Source organism: Candidatus Manganitrophus morganii (assembly GCA_021651055.1).
GTDB lineage: Bacteria > Nitrospirota > Nitrospiria > SBBL01 > Manganitrophaceae > Manganitrophus > Manganitrophus morganii.
On the sequence record JAJHOH010000001.1, the window covers coordinates 1,436,518 to 1,453,813 of the forward strand.

At 56.2% G+C, this 17,296-nt stretch carries 16 protein-coding genes; 3 read left to right on the forward strand and 13 right to left on the reverse strand.

The window, feature by feature from the left end; translation table 11 throughout:
• Positions 1 to 4 precede the first annotated feature (4 nt).
• From MCM46_06335 to MCM46_06360, 6 genes are all read right to left on the reverse strand, one after another.
• Positions 5 to 1,480: a proteasome accessory factor PafA2 gene (locus MCM46_06335; GenBank protein MCG3111427.1), complete on the reverse strand. Its 1,476-nt coding sequence runs from the start codon at positions 1,478 to 1,480 to the stop codon at positions 5 to 7.
• Positions 1,481 to 1,514: 34 nt separating this feature from the next.
• Positions 1,515 to 3,281 (reverse strand): proteasome ATPase, encoded by a 1,767-nt coding sequence (gene arc, locus MCM46_06340; GenBank protein ID MCG3111428.1) that lies wholly within the window; start codon positions 3,279 to 3,281, stop codon positions 1,515 to 1,517.
• A 198-nt stretch (positions 3,282 to 3,479) separates the two neighbouring features.
• The gene (gene thiE / locus MCM46_06345; protein MCG3111429.1) at positions 3,480 to 4,118 is read right to left on the reverse strand and encodes a thiamine phosphate synthase; all 639 of its coding nucleotides are present in this window, start codon (positions 4,116 to 4,118) and stop codon (positions 3,480 to 3,482) included.
• Between the two features lie 52 nt (positions 4,119 to 4,170).
• Positions 4,171 to 4,950 carry a thiazole synthase gene (locus MCM46_06350; GenBank protein MCG3111430.1) on the reverse strand — a complete coding sequence of 260 codons (780 nt, stop codon included), beginning with the start codon at positions 4,948 to 4,950 and terminating at the stop codon, positions 4,171 to 4,173.
• Entirely contained in the window at positions 4,941 to 5,153 is a 213-nt protein-coding gene (thiS, locus tag MCM46_06355; protein MCG3111431.1) for a sulfur carrier protein ThiS, read from the reverse strand. Before thiS ends, MCM46_06350 begins: the two co-directional genes overlap by 10 nt.
• Positions 5,154 to 5,315: 162 nt before the next feature.
• Positions 5,316 to 5,729 carry a response regulator gene (locus tag MCM46_06360; protein MCG3111432.1) on the reverse strand — a complete coding sequence of 138 codons (414 nt, stop codon included), beginning with the start codon at positions 5,727 to 5,729 and terminating at the stop codon, positions 5,316 to 5,318.
• A 378-nt stretch (positions 5,730 to 6,107) separates the two neighbouring features.
• On the opposite strand from MCM46_06360, the gene MCM46_06365 reads away from it, so the two are divergent.
• Both MCM46_06365 and MCM46_06370 read left to right on the forward strand, forming a co-directional pair.
• On the forward strand, positions 6,108 to 7,892 hold the full coding sequence (locus MCM46_06365; protein ID MCG3111433.1) for a hypothetical protein: 1,785 nt from the start codon (positions 6,108 to 6,110) through the stop codon (positions 7,890 to 7,892).
• A 246-nt stretch (positions 7,893 to 8,138) separates the two neighbouring features.
• Positions 8,139 to 10,958, forward strand: a complete 2,820-nt coding sequence (locus MCM46_06370; protein MCG3111434.1) for a YCF48-related protein — start codon at positions 8,139 to 8,141, stop codon at positions 10,956 to 10,958.
• Positions 10,959 to 10,961: 3 nt separating this feature from the next.
• Here MCM46_06370 and MCM46_06375 read toward each other — a convergent pair whose 3' ends face one another.
• From MCM46_06375 to MCM46_06390, 4 genes are all read right to left on the reverse strand, one after another.
• Entirely contained in the window at positions 10,962 to 11,597 is a 636-nt protein-coding gene (locus tag MCM46_06375; GenBank protein ID MCG3111435.1) for a TPM domain-containing protein, read from the reverse strand.
• 13 nt (positions 11,598 to 11,610) lie between these two features.
• Complete coding sequence (locus MCM46_06380; protein ID MCG3111436.1) at positions 11,611 to 12,477, reverse strand: TPM domain-containing protein; 867 nt, start codon at positions 12,475 to 12,477, stop codon at positions 11,611 to 11,613.
• A gap of 11 nt (positions 12,478 to 12,488) precedes the next feature.
• Positions 12,489 to 13,073: a LemA family protein gene (locus MCM46_06385; protein MCG3111437.1), complete on the reverse strand. Its 585-nt coding sequence runs from the start codon at positions 13,071 to 13,073 to the stop codon at positions 12,489 to 12,491.
• Positions 13,074 to 13,266: 193 nt separating this feature from the next.
• Positions 13,267 to 15,267 (reverse strand): DUF4091 domain-containing protein, encoded by a 2,001-nt coding sequence (locus MCM46_06390; protein ID MCG3111438.1) that lies wholly within the window; start codon positions 15,265 to 15,267, stop codon positions 13,267 to 13,269.
• 160 nt (positions 15,268 to 15,427) lie between these two features.
• Here MCM46_06390 and MCM46_06395 point away from each other — a divergent pair, with 160 nt between their 5' ends.
• A complete protein-coding gene (locus tag MCM46_06395; protein ID MCG3111439.1) occupies positions 15,428 to 15,892 on the forward strand; it encodes a ferritin-like domain-containing protein in 465 nt (154 codons plus the stop codon).
• A 57-nt stretch (positions 15,893 to 15,949) separates the two neighbouring features.
• Here MCM46_06395 and MCM46_06400 read toward each other — a convergent pair whose 3' ends face one another.
• From MCM46_06400 to MCM46_06410, 3 genes are all read right to left on the reverse strand, one after another.
• A complete protein-coding gene (locus MCM46_06400; protein MCG3111440.1) occupies positions 15,950 to 16,438 on the reverse strand; it encodes a hypothetical protein in 489 nt (162 codons plus the stop codon).
• A gap of 152 nt (positions 16,439 to 16,590) precedes the next feature.
• Positions 16,591 to 17,037 (reverse strand): hypothetical protein, encoded by a 447-nt coding sequence (locus tag MCM46_06405; GenBank protein ID MCG3111441.1) that lies wholly within the window; start codon positions 17,035 to 17,037, stop codon positions 16,591 to 16,593.
• 42 nt (positions 17,038 to 17,079) lie between these two features.
• Entirely contained in the window at positions 17,080 to 17,289 is a 210-nt protein-coding gene (locus tag MCM46_06410) for a hypothetical protein (protein MCG3111442.1), read from the reverse strand.
• Positions 17,290 to 17,296 lie beyond the last annotated feature (7 nt).

Here is a 17,296-nt window from a genome sequence, read left to right on the forward strand (position 1 = left end):
CCCCTTATGTTGCGATAATGGCGAGCAATTCCTCGATGGTTCTGGCCCCGTCCAACAAAGGCCCCACCAGGGCGCGACTCCCCTTGAGAGGGTCCATCAGAGGAACTCTTTTAATGCTGCTGTTTCCGATATCAAATAAGATGGAGCTCCAGCTCGCCGCGTAGACCTCTTTCGGGAACTTTTTGAGGCAGCTCCCACGGAAGTAAGCGCGTGTATCCTCGGGTGGATTGTTCTGGGCATCGGAAATGGTGTTTTCCGAAACAATGCGCTCGACATAATTGCCCCGCTCCAGCGCATAGTATAACCCTTTTCCTTGCGTCACATCGTGATATTGAAGATCCATCATCGACACGCGCGGATCTCTCCAATCACATCCTTTCCGCTGCATATATGATTCAATGAGCTCTTTCTTAATCACCCAATCAATATGCCTTGAAAGCTGCATCGGATCTTCTTGCAGCTTATCGAGCACCATCCGCCATTTTTCAAGAAGATCGTGGGTCACCGGATCGTCGCTCTTGGCGAAGTGGACCTCCGCCTGCTCCAGGTAGGCCCTCTGAATTTCAATCGCGCTCCACTCCTCCCCCCGCAAGAGCTTCATTTTTTTCTTCAGGGTCAAATCGCGAGAGATCTCTTTAATCGATCGGACCGGGTTCTCAAGTTCAACCCCTTGCACTTCCCGCCCCTCTTCGATCATGGCGAGCACCAGCGCAGCGGTGCCGACCTTGAGATAGGTGGTAAACTCCGACATGTTGGCATCGCCGACGATGACATGCAACCGTCTGAAACGAGCGGTATCGGCATGCGGCTCATCGCGCGTATTGATGATCGGCCGCTTGACCATGGTATTCAGGTCGACCCAGACCTCGAAAAAGTCCGCCCGTTGCGAAATCTGATAAGCGGCCGACTCGGTTTTGTTTTCGGAGCCGACCTTCCCCGCCCCCGCGAACACCTGTCGCGTCACCAAAAAGGGGGTCAACTGCGCCACGATCTTCTCGAAGGGGACTTCCCGCGACACCAGGTAGTTTTCATGGTAGCCGTAACTGTTCCCCTTGCTGTCCGTGTTATTTTTGTAAATCGAGAAACGACTCTCACCCGGTTTCAAGCGGCTTGCCATCTCGAGGCAGGTTTCCAAAATGCGCTCGCCCGCCTTTTCGAAAGCGACCAGATCTCTGGCATTGGTGCACTCGGGGGTCGAGTATTCCGGATGCGCCCCATCGACATAGAGCCGCCCGCCATTTGGTAAAAGCTTGTTGAGGAGACGGTTATATTCCGGGCCGGGTCGCTCGCGTTCGCCGTCGGCTTCGAAACCGCGCGCGTCGAGCAGGGGATTCTCATTCTCGTAATCCCAAAACGCAGACGAGGAGGGAAGGTAAGGGTAGCTGTTGATTAAAAAAATGGAATTTGAAACAGGATCTATTGATTCAGAATTTTTGGAGGCGATTCCAAACTCCGTCTCTGTGCCCAATATTCTCTTCATCGATCAGAGGCCTCCGATAGCTGCTCTCAGCCGGTCATAGATAGTGTCCTGTCGTCACGTTTTCAATCTTTTTGGCATCGGCGGTCGCTCTTCCAGCCATGGTGCGAACGTGGATGATCTTTTCACTCTTTCTTCCGGCGATTTTCGCCCAATCATCCGGGTTCGTCGTGTTTGGAAGATCCTCGTTCTCCTTAAATTCATCTTTGATCGCACGGATCAGATCTTCTTGCTTCAACCCTTTCACGCCGGACTCAAGCATTCGCTTGATGGCATGTTTCTTTGCCCGGGAAACAACCCCTTCGATCATCGCGCCGCTCGAGAAATCTTTGAAGAAGAAGGTCTCTTTCTCGCCGTTCGCATAGGTGACCTCAAGGAATTTGTTCTCCTCGCGGACGCTGTACATCTCTTCAACGGACTCGTGGATGAGCCGCTCGGCGATCTTGGCTGAATCGCCTTCGTTTCGTTCGAGCTCTTCCGGATGATAGGGAAGGTCCTGGGTCAGGTATTTGTGGAAGATCTTGACGGCCGCCTTTTTATCGGGCCGCTCGATTTTAATTTTGATGTCAAGCCGCCCCGCCCGAAGGATCGCCGGGTCGAGTAGATCTTGCCGATTGCTTGCTCCAATGACGATCACATTGCGAAGGCGCTCCACCCCATCGATTTCCGACAAGAATTGCGGAACGATCGTCGCCTCCATATCCGAAGAGATGCCGCTTCCCCGGGTTCTGAAGAGGGCGTCCATTTCGTCGAAGAAGACAATCACCGGGTGCCCCGCCTCGGCGCGTTCTTTCGCTTTCTTGAAGACCTCTCGGATTTGACGCTCGCTCTCACCGACATATTTATTTAAGAGTTCAGGACCTTTGACGTGGAGGAAGAAGCTTCGCATCTCTCTCCCGGAACGATCTCCCAACTTCCGAGCGATAGAGGCGGCCACGGCTTTAGCGATCAGCGTTTTACCGCATCCGGGAGGGCCATAGAGCAAGATCCCCTTCGGAGGAAGCAGTTTATGCTCGGCAAAGACTTCCGGGTGGAGGAAAGGGAGCTCCACGGCGTCTCTCACCAATTCAATCTGTTCTTCGAGTCCGCCGATGTGATCATAGGTTACATCGGGAATCTCTTCCAAAACGACCTCTTCGATCTCCGATTTCGGAAGTTTCTCCAAAACATAGCCGGAGCGAACATCGTAGAGGAGATGATCGCCGACCGACAAACGCTCCCGCATCAACGGATCGGCCAATTCAACCACGCGCTCCTCTTCGGCCCGGAGCGTGACGATCGCGCGATGGTTCTCGAGAAGGTCCTTGATCCGGACAACCTCTCCCTGAACGTCGAACTCACACGCCTCGATGGCGTTGAGCGCTTCGTTCAGCAGAACCTGTTGTCCTTTCTTCAGATCCCGGATCGAAATGTTCGGATGGATATTCACCTTCATCTTCCGCCCGGCGACGAAGACATTGACAGTGCCGTCTTCGTTTGCCCCGGAGAAGATCGCATAGCTGGAAGGAGGGGTCGTCAGCTTTTCGACTTCTTTCTTCAGCGCCTCGATCTGATTTTTTGCTTCGACGAGGGTCGCCGCAAGCTTTTCATTTTGTCTGAAGGCCTGCTCCAGCTGAGTGCGCGACTGACGAAGCTCCTTCAACTCTTGCTCCATCGAGGCCACTTGAACGAGAAGTTTCTCTATTTCCCGCTCGTACTCGATGATCTTGGTTTCCGAGTCGCCGCCGCCGAATTGTTCAGAGAGTTTTTTCATCGTATTTTTGAATGGATTTGACTTCCCCTGGTTCTTTTTTGATTCACCCATCAATGCTCCTCTCACACTCCGAGATGATGAAGGTTAGATCCCTCTTCTCTCAGGAGCTAATTTTATCATCTCTCCCTGGGACGGTCAACTATACGAGGAAGATTCGGAGCAACAAACACGCGACTGAGACAGATTTGCGACATGAATTTGGCAGAGAACCGACCAACGAGCAAAGCTTCTCGCACAATGTGCATAAGCTTACACACCTTGCAGCCGCTTTATCTCGTCGATCAGCTGTCGGCACTCTCGATAAACGTCGGGCGAAGAGAGAATCGCCGAGACCACAGCGACTCCATCGGCCCCCGCATCGATCACCTCTTTTAGTTTTGAGCGATCCACGCCGCCGATCGCAAAAAGTGGAATCGCGGCGGACCGTCGCACCTTTTTAAAAACGTCGATTCCGAGAGGAAGACCGTAAGCACGTTTCGAAGGGGTGTCATACACCGGCCCCAGGAGGGCGAAATCAGCCCCTTCCCACTCCGCCCGCTGAACCTCCTCCATGGAGTGACAAGAGACGCCGATCAATTTGCTCCCCCCCAGAATCTCTCTCGCAACGGTTACCGGAAAGCCCGAGGAAGGAAGATGCACCCCTTCCGCATCGAGGGCCAGGCAGAGATCGACTCGATCATTCACAAAAAACTGCATCTTGTGCTGCTTGGCAATAGAGCGGATCTCCGAGGCGAGTTCGAACTGCTCCCGAAGCGTGAGATCTTTTTCTCGGAACTGAACCGCTGCGATGCCCGCGCGACCCGCCTCTCCGATGACCTGGGACAAGGGACGGCCGAGCGTTTTTGTGCGATCACTGATCAGGTAGACTTTAAAGTCGATTGAAGGCATACCAATTTCAATGCTGGATTAAAACAGGGTACGCCGCAAGAGAGGAGAGAGCTTACTCGATCATCCCTTCAACAGGGCTGCTCGCTTGAGCATAGAGTTTCTTCGGAATTCTCCCTGCCAGATAGGCGAGTCGTCCGGCACGAACAGCGTAATTCATCGCTTCAGCCATTTGGATCGGATTCTCCGCGCCGGCGATCGCCGTGTTCATCAAAACGCCGTCGCAGCCCAGTTCCATCGCAATTGCGGCATCCGAAGCGGTTCCGACGCCTGCATCCACAATGATTGGGACGGAGATCGTTTCCAAGATGATTCTGATATTGTAAGGGTTCCGGACCCCCAAACCCGATCCGATGGGAGCCGCCAGCGGCATGACCACCGCCGCTCCCGCATCCTGAAGTTTCTTCGCCATAATCGGATCGTCGTTTGTGTAAGGAAGGACGGTGAACCCCTCCTTCACGAGAATTCGGGTCGCCTCCAGGAGCGCCTCGTTGTCGGGGAAAAGGGTCTTCGGGTCGCCGATCACTTCCAATTTGACCATGTCGGAGATCCCGGCCGAACGCGCCAGCCGCGCCGTCCGAACCGCTTCCTCGGCCGTATAACAGCCCGCCGTATTGGGAAGGATTTTATAGACCTTCGGATCGATGTAATCGAGCAGATTTTCCTGGGAACGGTCGATGATATTGACACGCCGCACCGCGACGGTCACACAATCGGCTCCCGATGCCTCGATCGCTTTTTTGGTCTCTTCAAAAGAGGCATATTTCCCGGTCCCCACGATTAGACGGGATCGGAACTCGTGATTTCCCACGACCAAAGGTCGGTCTATCGGCATGAACTTCCCCCTCCCACAAAACCGATGATCTCAATCTGGTCTCCTTCATTTAATGGGACCTGATTGTACCGCTGACGATGAATGATCTTCAAATTTACTTCGACTGCAACACGCTCCGGCTGTACCTTGAGTTGATCAAGGAGCTGGGAAAGATTCATGCCCGGCGGGACGTCTTGCCGGGTTCCGTTGACAACTACCTGCATTCGACCTCGGAGATGACGGGACATCCTACGTCAAAAATCCGCACTACATGAGGAGAGCTGGGCATGATAACGAAGAAGGCGGTTCAGGGTTGCCGGCAGCCGCCAGAACCGCTGTAGGATTGGCTTTCAGTATAGTATAGATGCAAAAAAGTTGTCAACGATTTAAGTCGATTGAGGCAGCGGAGCAAGAGCGATCCGGTCGAAGATCTTATTCACCCTTTCGACAAGGTCGGCTGGATCAAACGGCTTCAGCACGTATGCATCCGCTCCCGCCGCCACAGCCCCTGCCCTCGCTTCGTGGTCCGATTTCGCCGTGACAATAACCACAGGGATATGAGCGGTAGAAAGATCTTGTTTCAGCCGACGACAAACCTCCACGCCGCCGATGTTAGGCAACCTCATATCGAGCAGAATGAGCATCGGCTTATTGCGGGTCGCTTTCGTTAAAACGGTTTCACTGTCAAGAGCGGTGTCGACCCGGTATCCCTCCGACTCAAGAACCACTTTTAAGATCTGGAGGGTATCAGGGTGATCCTCTCCGATGAGGATTGCTCCTTCCGGTTTCCTCTGTTTCATCGCGATCTCCTCATCGATCTCTCCTGATTGAACTTCATCGCTTCTTAACTCACTGGAATAAAAGTGACGCGCAATCATTCAAGATTATACGAAACTCTCCACCTCGTTTGCAAGCCGATCCGGCAGCAATAACCGGTTGAATAAAACACCCAGAAAACCTCCACCGGTTCTTTTGAGCCGTTGGAATCGAAAGACCCCTTCACTCGCGAGGAGGACTCCTTTCCAATGCCCCTCCCTTTTTCGAAACGGATGGCCCCTTCCACTCGCCTTGACGGTATCCCTTTCTTTGCTATACTTGCTCGGAGCGAGTAAACCGTTTCGGTATCCACGTCCATTCATATCGAGAAAGAACACACAACATCAACTGGAGGAAAGAACATGTTCCTTTTTAGAAAACGTTTCAGCCTGACGATTGGGATGCTCCTTTCAATATCATTGCTGGTCTATGCTTGCGGCGGAGGGGGCGGCTCAAGCAGCGGCGGAGGGGGGGGCGGAACCACGCCTATTAGTAATGCTTCCCAGGGATCGCAGGCGGCGAGCTCCGGCACGACCGGAGCCCAGTCCGGGACAGCCTTGTCGGACATTGCGTCATCACTCGGCTCCGCCGCGGGTGGAGGCGTGTTCGGCCTCAGCAAACCGATGAGCCCTTTTACAAAACAGAATCCCAAGTACGCTAAAATCGTCGCCATGAACAATAAGGTGGCGCGCAGCAAATCGATGATGAAAATTTCCAATCGGATGAAAGCCGTGAAAGCGAAGACCTCCTTTGCCGTTGGCGATGGGGAAGCCGTTGATTGCACGGATGGAGGAACGGTGACGGCCACCGGATCACCTGATTCAAGCGGAGCATTCGACTTAGATCTCGTCTTTTCTGACTGCCGTGAAGAGGGAACACAAATTAACGGCCCCGTCAGCATGACGGCCACCGGCAACTTTGATGAAAATACACAGGCCGGCATTCTTACGATGAACATGACATTGGGAGAAGGAAGTAACGCGTTCTCGATACAAGATTATGAAGAGATCAACGGGAACGCCTATGCGAACCTCGTCGGCGTCATGGAATCGACCATGACTCTGAACACCTCCTTCAATATGACGTCAGCGACGGCCGGCTCAGTGACCCTTGCGGCCACTGGCGATGCTTCATTCGACGACTTTACCGAAACGATGAACATCCTCTTTGTCGGTTTTGAGGATGAGAGCGCCTTCGACGAAACGGCCGGGACATTCAGCAATAACCTGAACGGCGCGATTACACAATCGTTCACTGAAGACGACGGCACCCACACCACCGCGATCAGCTTTACCAACATGGCCGTCAGCGCCACGGAAAATGATACCGGAGAAGCCGTCTCCCTTTCAGGAACGGTCGCCGTAAATTTCACCCCCGATACCGATTGCGGGATCGAGGGGACCTTTAGCTTCCAGACGGTGACCCCGCTTCAATATGACAGCGGCGAGAGCTGCCCGGTGGCGGGACACCTCGTCATCAACAGCAATACCAATATCGAATTCAACAGCGACCAGAGCGTCGACGTAACCGTCGGCAGTGAAACGTCTAGCTTTGCCAGCTGCGATGAGCTCTTCGATATCTGCGAAGTGGAAGACTTAGAAGAGGACTCAGACAACGTCACCGTGTCGGGCGATACGACCACCAGCGGAGACAGCATGCTGATTACGCTGACCTGGACAGATGACGGCACCGACCTGAGCGACATGGATCTCCATGTCGGCTATTATAGTGATCCGTTGGCGACTTCGGGGCCGGCCGATGCGGTGGTACATTGGCAAGATACCAGTGCAACTTTCGGAACCGCCGGCGCCATCCTCGACTTCGATGACACCGACGGGCTCGGTCCGGAGCATGTGACGGTCAGCAGCCTACCGGCGGGCCGATATGTCATCGCGGTCAACAGCTACGACCTGGCTGATGCAACCAGCGCCACCGTGACGGTCACAGTGAAGATCGGAGATTCGGTTTACTCCTTTCCGACCCATTCATTCCAAGTGGCTGATGGTGACGGAACAACGTCCGCAGCCTGGCATCGCGTCGTCGATCTTCAATGTATCTCAGGCACCTGCACCCTCGTCGCTCCGAATACGAGCTTGATGGTACATGACGGAGCCAACGGCGGATTCAAGCCGAAAAAAGGAAAGTAGGTCTTCACACTTTCTTGATGAAAGGCGCCCCGGTAAACCGGGGCGCCTTTTTTATTCTCGTCTCTTACCCTTCCATATAACCTCACACTCAGCCGGTACAACTCTTGCTCTTTTCATCTGTCCAGATGAAGTTTCGTTCAAAAAGAGCCCCTTTCTCTTTCCTAAAGGCGGCATCTCGCCGCAGGGTTGCTTCCTCGTTTTGCAGAAGAGTTGCAATCCCCTGCAGGATCGATTGGAGAAATTGCAATGAACAGACAATCCATTCTCCTTTTCTCAACCCTTTATGTCGGGCTCTTCCTCTCCGGTTGCGGCGGATCACCCTCCTCTCCGACCCCTCCCGGCCATCCCCCGCCCGAACACCCCCCCGCAAGCGATGCCCAGCCCCCCCGGTTACTCTCTCAATCTCCTGAACCTGAAGGAGAAGAGATCGCTCCCGATACCTCGGTTCAAATCGTTTTTGACGAACCGATCGATTTCACCGGCCTGGCCGAGCATATTCGACTGACCGCCTCTAACGGAGAAATCGCCCACATTGAGGTTGACTGTGAAAGTCCCTGCATTCAAATCACTGTCACCCCCCAGACGCCGCTTCGCTACAACATGCGTTATACGGTGACGGTCGATCCGATCGGCGATCTCTCCGGTAACCTCCTTCCGGCGCCGATCAGCTGGTCCTTTACCACACAACCCACCGCCCCCACATCGGATACAACGCCGCCCCGCCTTCTCTCGATCACCCCTTCGAACGGCGCCACCGGGATCGATGAGGGGACCTTGGTCACCTTCACCTTCGATGAGGGAATCGACCCGAATCGAATGAACAGCACCACCTTTAAACTGGTCCCGGACGGTGAAAGTGTTCCGATCCTCGGCACCTACGGCTGTGATCCTTCCTGCACCGTCGTCACCTTCGCCCCGGCCGTTCAGCTTCGTCTGAATGCGATTTACCGCGTGGAAGCCACCACCGAGATCGCCGATTCCGCCGGGAATCGTTTGACCGCCCCCTATCTGGGTCAATTCGTTACCCGACCCCGGCCGCTCCCTCCCCCCTCTCCTTGGTCGAAGGGAATGGGCAATCGTTTCAACCAGCATCTCTACCGGGCCGATGCCATTTCAGCCGACCGCGCCTGGGCCGTCGGAGAACGGGGGCTGATCGTCGCCACCTCCGACGCCGGGACAAACTGGCGCCTTCAGGAGAGCGGAACATCCTTGCCGCTGTACGGAATCGACTTCATCGATGCTCAAACCGGCTTCGCCGTCGGAGGCGATCCGGCGGGATCGAATTCATTTGCCAATGCCATTTTAAAAACAGCCGATGGCGGGCAGACCTGGGAAGGGAAAACGCTCCCGCCGCTCCCGGGGGTATTGAAGGCGGTCCACTTCCTCGAGGGAAAAAACGGTTGGGCCGTGGGAGGAGGCGGGACGATCATCGCCACGCAAAACGGCGGGGAAAGCTGGTCCCTTCAGCAGAGCGGCGTCACCTCGGAGTTGGCCGCGGTCGATTTTGTCGATGCCGATTACGGCTGGGCAACCGGACCGGGAAGGGTTCTCCTGAAGACCGACGACGGCGGGACCCGATGGACCCCCCAATTTACTTTTTCCTCTCCGATCCGGCAGATCGACTTCATCGATCGGAATCGGGGATGGGCCGTCGGCGATGGAGGGGCGCTGTTCGAAACCGTCGACGGGGGGACACATTGGACACCGATCTCCGCCACGACGGCGAACCTGACCGGCATTCGGATGGCGACCGCCACACAGGGTTGGGCCGTCGGCGACCGGGGGACCCTCCTTCGTTTCGACGGAACCGGTTGGACGACTGTCCCTTCCGGAACAACGATCTCACTCAAGGGGGTCGCCCCTTCCGGCGAAAATGCCGCGTGGGGGGTCGGTGATTACGGGATGGTGACCTTCGCCTCATCCCAAGAAACGCCGCGCGTTCAAAACCCGACCAATACCTCCGAGGTTTATGGACCTTTCTTCATCGATTCGGGAAACGGATGGACCGTCGGGAGCAACGCCCGGATCTTCCGCACGCAAGACGGCGGGACGACCTGGTCGCAGCCCGTGCGGGATTGGAGGCGCGACATCCGCTGGACCCATCTCTCAAATCCAGCCCGGCTCTGCAATAAAAACCCGGACGGTACCTGGGCCGAAGATCCGGCGACCGCCCTCTGCATCCGAACAAGCAGCATCCATCTTTATCACGTCTTTTTTCTGACGCCGCTCAAAGGATGGGCGGTCGGTCAGCCGAGCCTGATTCTCTCCACCGAGGATGGCGGTCTCACCTGGACCGAGCAGAACGTCGATCCCTATGCGGAGGATTGCTACCAGTGCGCCAAGGCGGGGGTCTACCTCCGGCAGGTCCAATTCGCCGACGAGAACAACGGCTGGGCCGTCGGACGCTTCCGGACGATTTACAAAACCACCGACGGCGGCAGGACGTGGCGGCTCCTCTCGAACAACTGGCGGTTTACGACGATCGACGGCACATGCACCACCCCCGGCGGTGTCACCCTGCCGAGGATGGGAGGGCATCTCTTCGGTCTCTCGGTGAACCCCGCCGATCCCAACGACCTCTTCGTCGCCGGCGGCTGCTGCGCCCCGTGCAACCCCGAATCGATCATTGCTCACACAACCGACGGAGGACTCACCTGGGATCTCCGAACCTCGGTGGTGTGGGACGCAAGGGTTGAAAACAGGATCACCGTCTCGGACCGGCTTCTCCCCGAAGTGGGGCGATTTCATGCTTTTCAGATGATCGGAAATGTCGGCTGGGCCGCCGGGCGGGGCGGCGTGTTGATGCGGACGGAGGACCGGGGAGCGACCTGGACCCGGGTCCCGACCGGCACGTCACTGACGATCAACAATCTCTTTTTCATCAATCAAGAAAAAGGATGGCTGGCCGGATGGATGGGGACCCTTCTCGAGACCGGCGACGGGGGAAAAAACTGGCGGCGGGTTTCGGCCGGAACGCGGAACGACCTCTTCGGGATTCACTTCGTGAACGATCAGCAGGGGTGGATCTCCGGATCGGGAGACTTGATCTTAGCGACCGGGAACTGAGGACTATTCTCCGACCCGCAATTGGTTCGACAGCTCGTCGGTATCGTCCGGTCTTCTTGGGAAATGCTCCGCCAGCAGTTGGCCGCACGCATCGATCGCGCCGCGCAGCGCCTCGAAAGGATGTCCTTCTTTTACGCCGGATGCGATCTGCTGCACCAGCGTCTCCCAGGTCTCCGGCGGAACCCGCTGGTGGATGCCGACATCGGCCAGAATCTGAACCCGGTGCTCCATCAAGGAGAGAAGGATCAACACGCCGCTCTTCTCCCGCGTCTCATGAAGCCGATTTGAATAAAAGGCCTCCTCCGCCCGCCGCCGGACGACCCGGTCTTTCAAGGCCTCCGGAACCAGCCACGACCAGATCAGGTTTACCCGTTGGATCAAAAAGAAAGCGACCCAAAAGGTAAAAAACTCGATGAGCAGAATTTGGGGCGCGGTCACCCGCGGCTGAACGGTCATCCAAATGACCGCGGCAAAGAAGGTAAAAAAGATCGCGCCGGTTAATGCAAACTGAAGATAATGCCCGCTCTGGTCGACCACCATCGGAACGATCTCACCCGCAGAGCGGCTCTCTGCCCGAGCCACCGCCTGCTGAATTTGCTCCTTCTCATCCGCTGTAAAAAAATCTTCCGCTTTTTTCATCGCTCTTGTACTCTCACCATCGTCCCGACGCGCCACCCCCCCCGAAACTCCCCCCGCCGCCGGAGAAGCCTCCCCCTCCGAAACCGCCCCTGCCGGCCGACCAGCCGGTGCCTCTGTAAGCCCGCCCGCCGAGCCCGCGGCCCGGTCCGCCCCCCGTCCCTCGAAAGAGGAGCGGGAGCAGAATGCCGAGAAAAACACCGGCCAGCGCCGGCAAGAAGATCGACCCGATCATGAATGACCCCACCACCCCTCCGATGATCGCGCCGGCCAATCCGGTGACCGGCAGAGGGAGGTAAGAGAGAAAAGAGGAGAAAAGAATCAGGAGGATCAGACCGAGCGAGAAGACCTCATTGGAGTCGTCCCGGGATCGGCGCGGGGTGGGGGTCTCCGGCGCCGTGAACTCGCCGGCGATCGCGGCCTGAATCGCATCGACCCCCGCATCGATTCCCCGATTGAAATCTCCCTCACGAAAGGCGGGGATCATGATGTTGCGGATAATGATGCTGCTCTGCGCGTCGGTCAGCGCCCCCTCCAGGCCGTAGCCGACCTCGATCCGGATCCCCCGCTCCTCGGCTGCAATAAAGATCAAGACCCCGTTGTTCCGCTTCTCCTGGCCGAGCTGCCACTCGCGCGCCACCCGGATTGAAAAATCCTCCGATGCCTCCCCTTCCAAACTCGGCACTGTCAGAAGCGCGATCTGATTGGTCGTCTTCGCTTCGTAAGCACGGAGTTTTTCCTCCAAAGCAGCGGCCTGTTCCGGACTTAAAAGGCGGGCGTGATCATTGACGCGGCCCTGCAGGGCGGGAACGTTCAGGGCTGAGGCGGGGGAAGCGGCAACCACGAAGAACAAGAGGAGTACCATCAAGCCCAATCTGAGCATTTTAATCCGGCTCAAAACTGGACCTTCGGCGCTTCCTGCGCCCCTTGCTCTGCGCTGAAATTCTCACGGACTTTCAAGTCAAGAAGGTACTTGGCGGTCAGATTGGTGGGAAAGGAGCGGACCGACGTATTGTAGTCGCGGACCGCTTGGATGTAATCGCGCCGGGCCACGGTGATCCGGTTTTCGGTCCCCTCCAGCTGAGCTTGCAATGTAAGGAAATTTTCGTTCGATTTCAGCTCCGGGTAGCGCTCCACCACTACCATCAAGCGGGAGAGGGCCCCGGAGAGCTGCCCCTGCGCCTCTTCGAATTTTCGGAACGCCTCCGGATCCTGGATGATCTCCGATGAGATCTTCATCTGACCCACCTTCGACCGGGCTTCCACCACCTGGGTGAGGACCTCCCGCTCCTGCGTCGCGAAACCTTTGACCGTTTCGACCAGGTTGGGGATCAGGTCAAACCGGCGCTGATACTGATTCTGAACCTCCGACCAGGCGGCGTTCACCTGCTCGTCCATCGCCTGCAGCGAGTTGTAGCCGCAGCCGGTCAGCATGAGAAACAAAATAAAAAAAGCCGATGTGAAATTTAATTTTTTCAAGCCTTCTTATCCCCTCCGTGAATATTCGATTTACACACATTCGGTTATTATAACCGAAGCGGAGGGGAAGAACAACAAAGGCGTCAAAAATCGTGAGGCGAGAAAGTAAAGTAGCGTGAGACGTAAGGGGTAAGACCCAAGCGTCTTTTATCTTTAACCCCTCACGTCTCACGCCGTACGCCTCTCGTGTTTTTTACTTCAGGACCGAAGCCAGTTTCTCACGCGCCTCCAAAAGCCGCTCCGGCCGGCGGGTCCACCGATAGACGTTCAGCGGGGTTTGGTCATCCTGCTTCAAAAGGGTGAGGACATTCGACGCGATCCACTCCCGCCCTTTCTTCACCTCGGCCAGCTTGAGATATTCATAATCTTCCATCCCCTCCCGAACCAGCTTCAGGCGGATCGATTCGATCGGGATATGATTCTTACCGCCGACGTAATCGGGCTTTCCCGGATAGAAGAGGACGCCGTCGCCATGGCCTCCGAAGTAATGGACATGTTCGAACGGATTTCGGTCGGCGACCTTGGATTCTTTCCCGCCGGAACCTTTCTTCATTTTATAAGAGTAGGGATATTGGAAGATTGTTTCATAGTAGAGCTCCCCGGAAGTATTGTAGAGGTAGGTCAGCCATTCGAAGATCCGCGTCGAGACGGCGGGAAGATCAACCATCACGGTCGGCCATCCCTTCTCCGATCCGTCGCCGCAGCCGTGCGAGCCGCAGGCGTGGTACCACCAGAGCTCCTGTCCCGGCCCGATAAACGATCCGTCGTACACCGACCGGAAGTTGCGATTATAAAGGTCGCTGCCGGGCTTCCCATCCATCCGTTTGATGCTGACGACCCAGATATCGATGAACTTTTGCACCTCCTTGACCTCGAAGAGCCGTTTGAAGCAAGACTCGGCCGCATGGCGATCGGTCGTCACCAGCAGCCTCAGACCGGGGGCGTGTTTGTGGAGGAACTCCGAGCGGCGCTTGATTTTGTCCCAGTCGGTATCGGGGCGCTCCGCGACCTCCTCGACGTTCCAGCACTCCCGCTGCTTCGTGAGCCGCTGGTAGAGAAATTTCGGCTCGTCCCGGGTGTAATCAAAGAGCCGGTCGAGCCAGCCGTTCTCCTTAAAGTAGCGGACATATTCCTGATAATAATCGGGGTTGAGCTTCTCCGGATCGTATCGCTCGGGATCGTTGAAGCCGTAGCCGTCGCGCAGGCGAAGCGAGGTCAGCCGCGCCCCCTTCAGCTTCCCGCCCGGGAGGGAGTTGATGCCGTTCATAAACTCAGGGTACTTCTCCCGGCAACCTGTTTTCCCCTCCGGGAAATTCCATTTGATCCTTCCCCCCTGTTTGTCCCAGCGCGGAGGAGGCCAGATCGCGTTCTCGTTGGAGAGCCGATGAAGCAGCAGCGCCTTGGTATAAAGACAGACCAGCTCGCTCGTCCGGTCATCGCTGATGAAGCCTCTGGCATTTGAGCGGGGATCGTCCCAGTCGTGCCCCCTTCCCAGCTCGGTGATCCCGACGGCAAACGCGTTTCTCAGCGAGGCGGTTGAAGGGAGACGAAACGGTTGAACGGTGAGGCGGATCGGGATCACCGCCTCCTTCTTCTCGCCGACCGTCACCGTCGCCGTGCCCGCGTAGAGACCGGGCGGCGCATCGGGGGGAACATACACATCGACCCAGACCCCCTGCTTCATTCCGCGACGGACATCGAAGGGGAAGGCGGGCTGCCCCTCGCCGGGAATCGACCGCCGCTCGCCGAAATACTCGTCGACCTTCGGAATCAGCGCATCGGGCCAGGCGCCCGGCTGCGCCTCGGCGGTGGTCGGCTTCTCGATCAAAATATAATGCTGCCGGTAGATCATGATCGGCCCCGGCAGGCGCGACGAAATTCGATAACCCTCTTTTTCTGTCTCTTGCACAAGATCGCTCACCGCCACATCGACACTGCGAAGTTCGTCTTTCTCCGCGGCGATGAAAATCTGGAACGGCTCGAACTCATTCTGCGCCGCGGCAATCCGGACCCCCCCCTTTGTGCACTTCTCCTCCTGACAAAGGTCGGCATTCTTCGGGACCGGATCCCCCTCCGGACCCCCATTTTCCATCCGGAGTTTCACCATGCCGGTTTCCCACCAGATCGTCTGCCCCATGGCGGGGGAAGCAAAAACCAAAACGACCGAAACACTCCAGACCAGCCTCTTCCACATAACAATCCCCTCCCATCCATCAATGATGAAGCGATGAAATATTCTCCTTCTATGATAGAGAGGCTGAGTCAGAGGAGTCAAATAACAAAATCACAAAAGCTCGGTTGAATGTAACGGAGATTTCCCATAAAATAGAACAGTAACCGTGGAGGCCCATATTATGGATACGAAACAGGTTCTTCAGATTCTGAATCAAGCGCTCCAGATCGAATATGCCGCTGGGATTCAATATTTGCAGCACAGCTTTCTCGTGCAGGGAATCGACCGGCGCGTCTTCGCCGACTATTTCCGCAGTCAGAGCGAGAGCTCGCTCAACCAGGCCAAACAGATCGGCGACCACATCGTCAATTTGGGAGGGCTCCCGACCGTGGAGCCGTACGCGATCAAACAGAGCACCGATCTGAAAGAAATGCTTCAGCTCGATCTTGAACTCGAACGGACCGGTTTAAAAATTTATCAAGAGGGGATCAAGGCCGCGGCAGAAGAGATGCCCTTGAAATTTTTCTTCGAAGACCAAGCCTATCATGAATACCAAGACGTCAATGAACTGGAGAAACTGCTGGATCAGAAGAAGGTCAGTGTCACTGAAAAAGAGGTTCAGCTCAAGAAAGTGAAAAGTGCGTAGCGGTTCGTCTGGAGAGAGGATCGGCGTATCGCCGGTCCTCTCCGCTGGATATCTATATCACTCGGTCGAGAGCGTGGGGGATTCGACCTTGAACGCGATCCGCATTCCCATCGCGTAGTGTCCCTCTTTTTGTCCATTCTCCGTCTCAACGATATTGCAGAGAAGGACATAGGACCCCGGCTCCAGATCGAGGGTCAGCTCTTTCTCCGTTGCCGGCGCAAACGGCTCGATCTCTCCCTGGATTCTCCCCGCCGCCGCCTCATCGACCCGATCATCCCTCAGAGAGAGGGCATCGGCCGGCAGATCGGTTCTCAGAATCACCAGTTCGTGATCCTCCGTGCCGCGATTCGCCGTCTGAAAGGTGATCCGGCCGGGTCGGACCGTCCCCCGATCGACCGCAACGCTCCATTCCCTGAGGGTGACTTGAACCTCCGATGGACTCGCATCCGATTTCAGGTTTCCCGATCCAGGGCTGCAACCGGCGAAGACAATCCCCAAGAGGAAAAACACCGCCCCAAAATGCAAAAACACTCTCTCAAACTGCATTCCTTACCCCCACTTTTGAAATGAGAAGGCCGTAAGCGCCTCCACGTTTTGATCAGGATTCCTGTTATATTATACTTGCAAAAAAAGCCATTCCCTGAAATGATCTGATTTCAGAAAAGATCAAGACGCAGAGATTGAGACAATTCTCAATCTTAAAACTTTCGGTAATCTTCGAGAATCTTTTCTCTCGACGGATCGGAAGTCCGGCGCGCGCTGTATTCGAACAGTCCGATCCTGACTCCCCTGACCAACAGTTGCCGAACGCGCTCCCGGCTCAGCCCGATCGTTCGGCCGACCGCCTCCAGCGTTCCTTTCTCCAGATAGAGCCGATGGATCTCCCGCAGCCGCTCCACCTTCGAGGGCTGCCCGGGAACCCCTCCGGAAGAGGGCGCGACTTCCAAGCCGGCGCGAATCTTCTTCTCGACATAATGCGAGATGGGGCGCGCCTCCAAGATCTTTCGCAGCGTCGTCGGGTTCACGCTGCATCGCGAGGAGAGCTCCAGAAGATCGATCTCGTCCCGGACGATTTTCGCGACTTCGGAAAAAAGCGACGGGACGCTTTCATCAAGGGCGATCCCTCCTGAGCTTGTCTGCAACATCTTCTCCCTCCTGTCGTTCTTACGAGAAACAAACACGGAACCTCACCCTTCCCATTTGGAGAAGAGAACCGCCTCTTCCTCCCGCTCCTGCGCCCGCTCGAAGAGATCGGCGAGGGCGGCGAACTCCTCCCGGTTGAAATGGAGCATGATGTTCCGAAGGCTGACGTGATAGCCGTCGCACCGGCATCGATCGATCGAACCGAATTCGGACTTCGCAAGGGGAACGGAATGATGGCCTGATTCGCTGCTCATGAAAAAC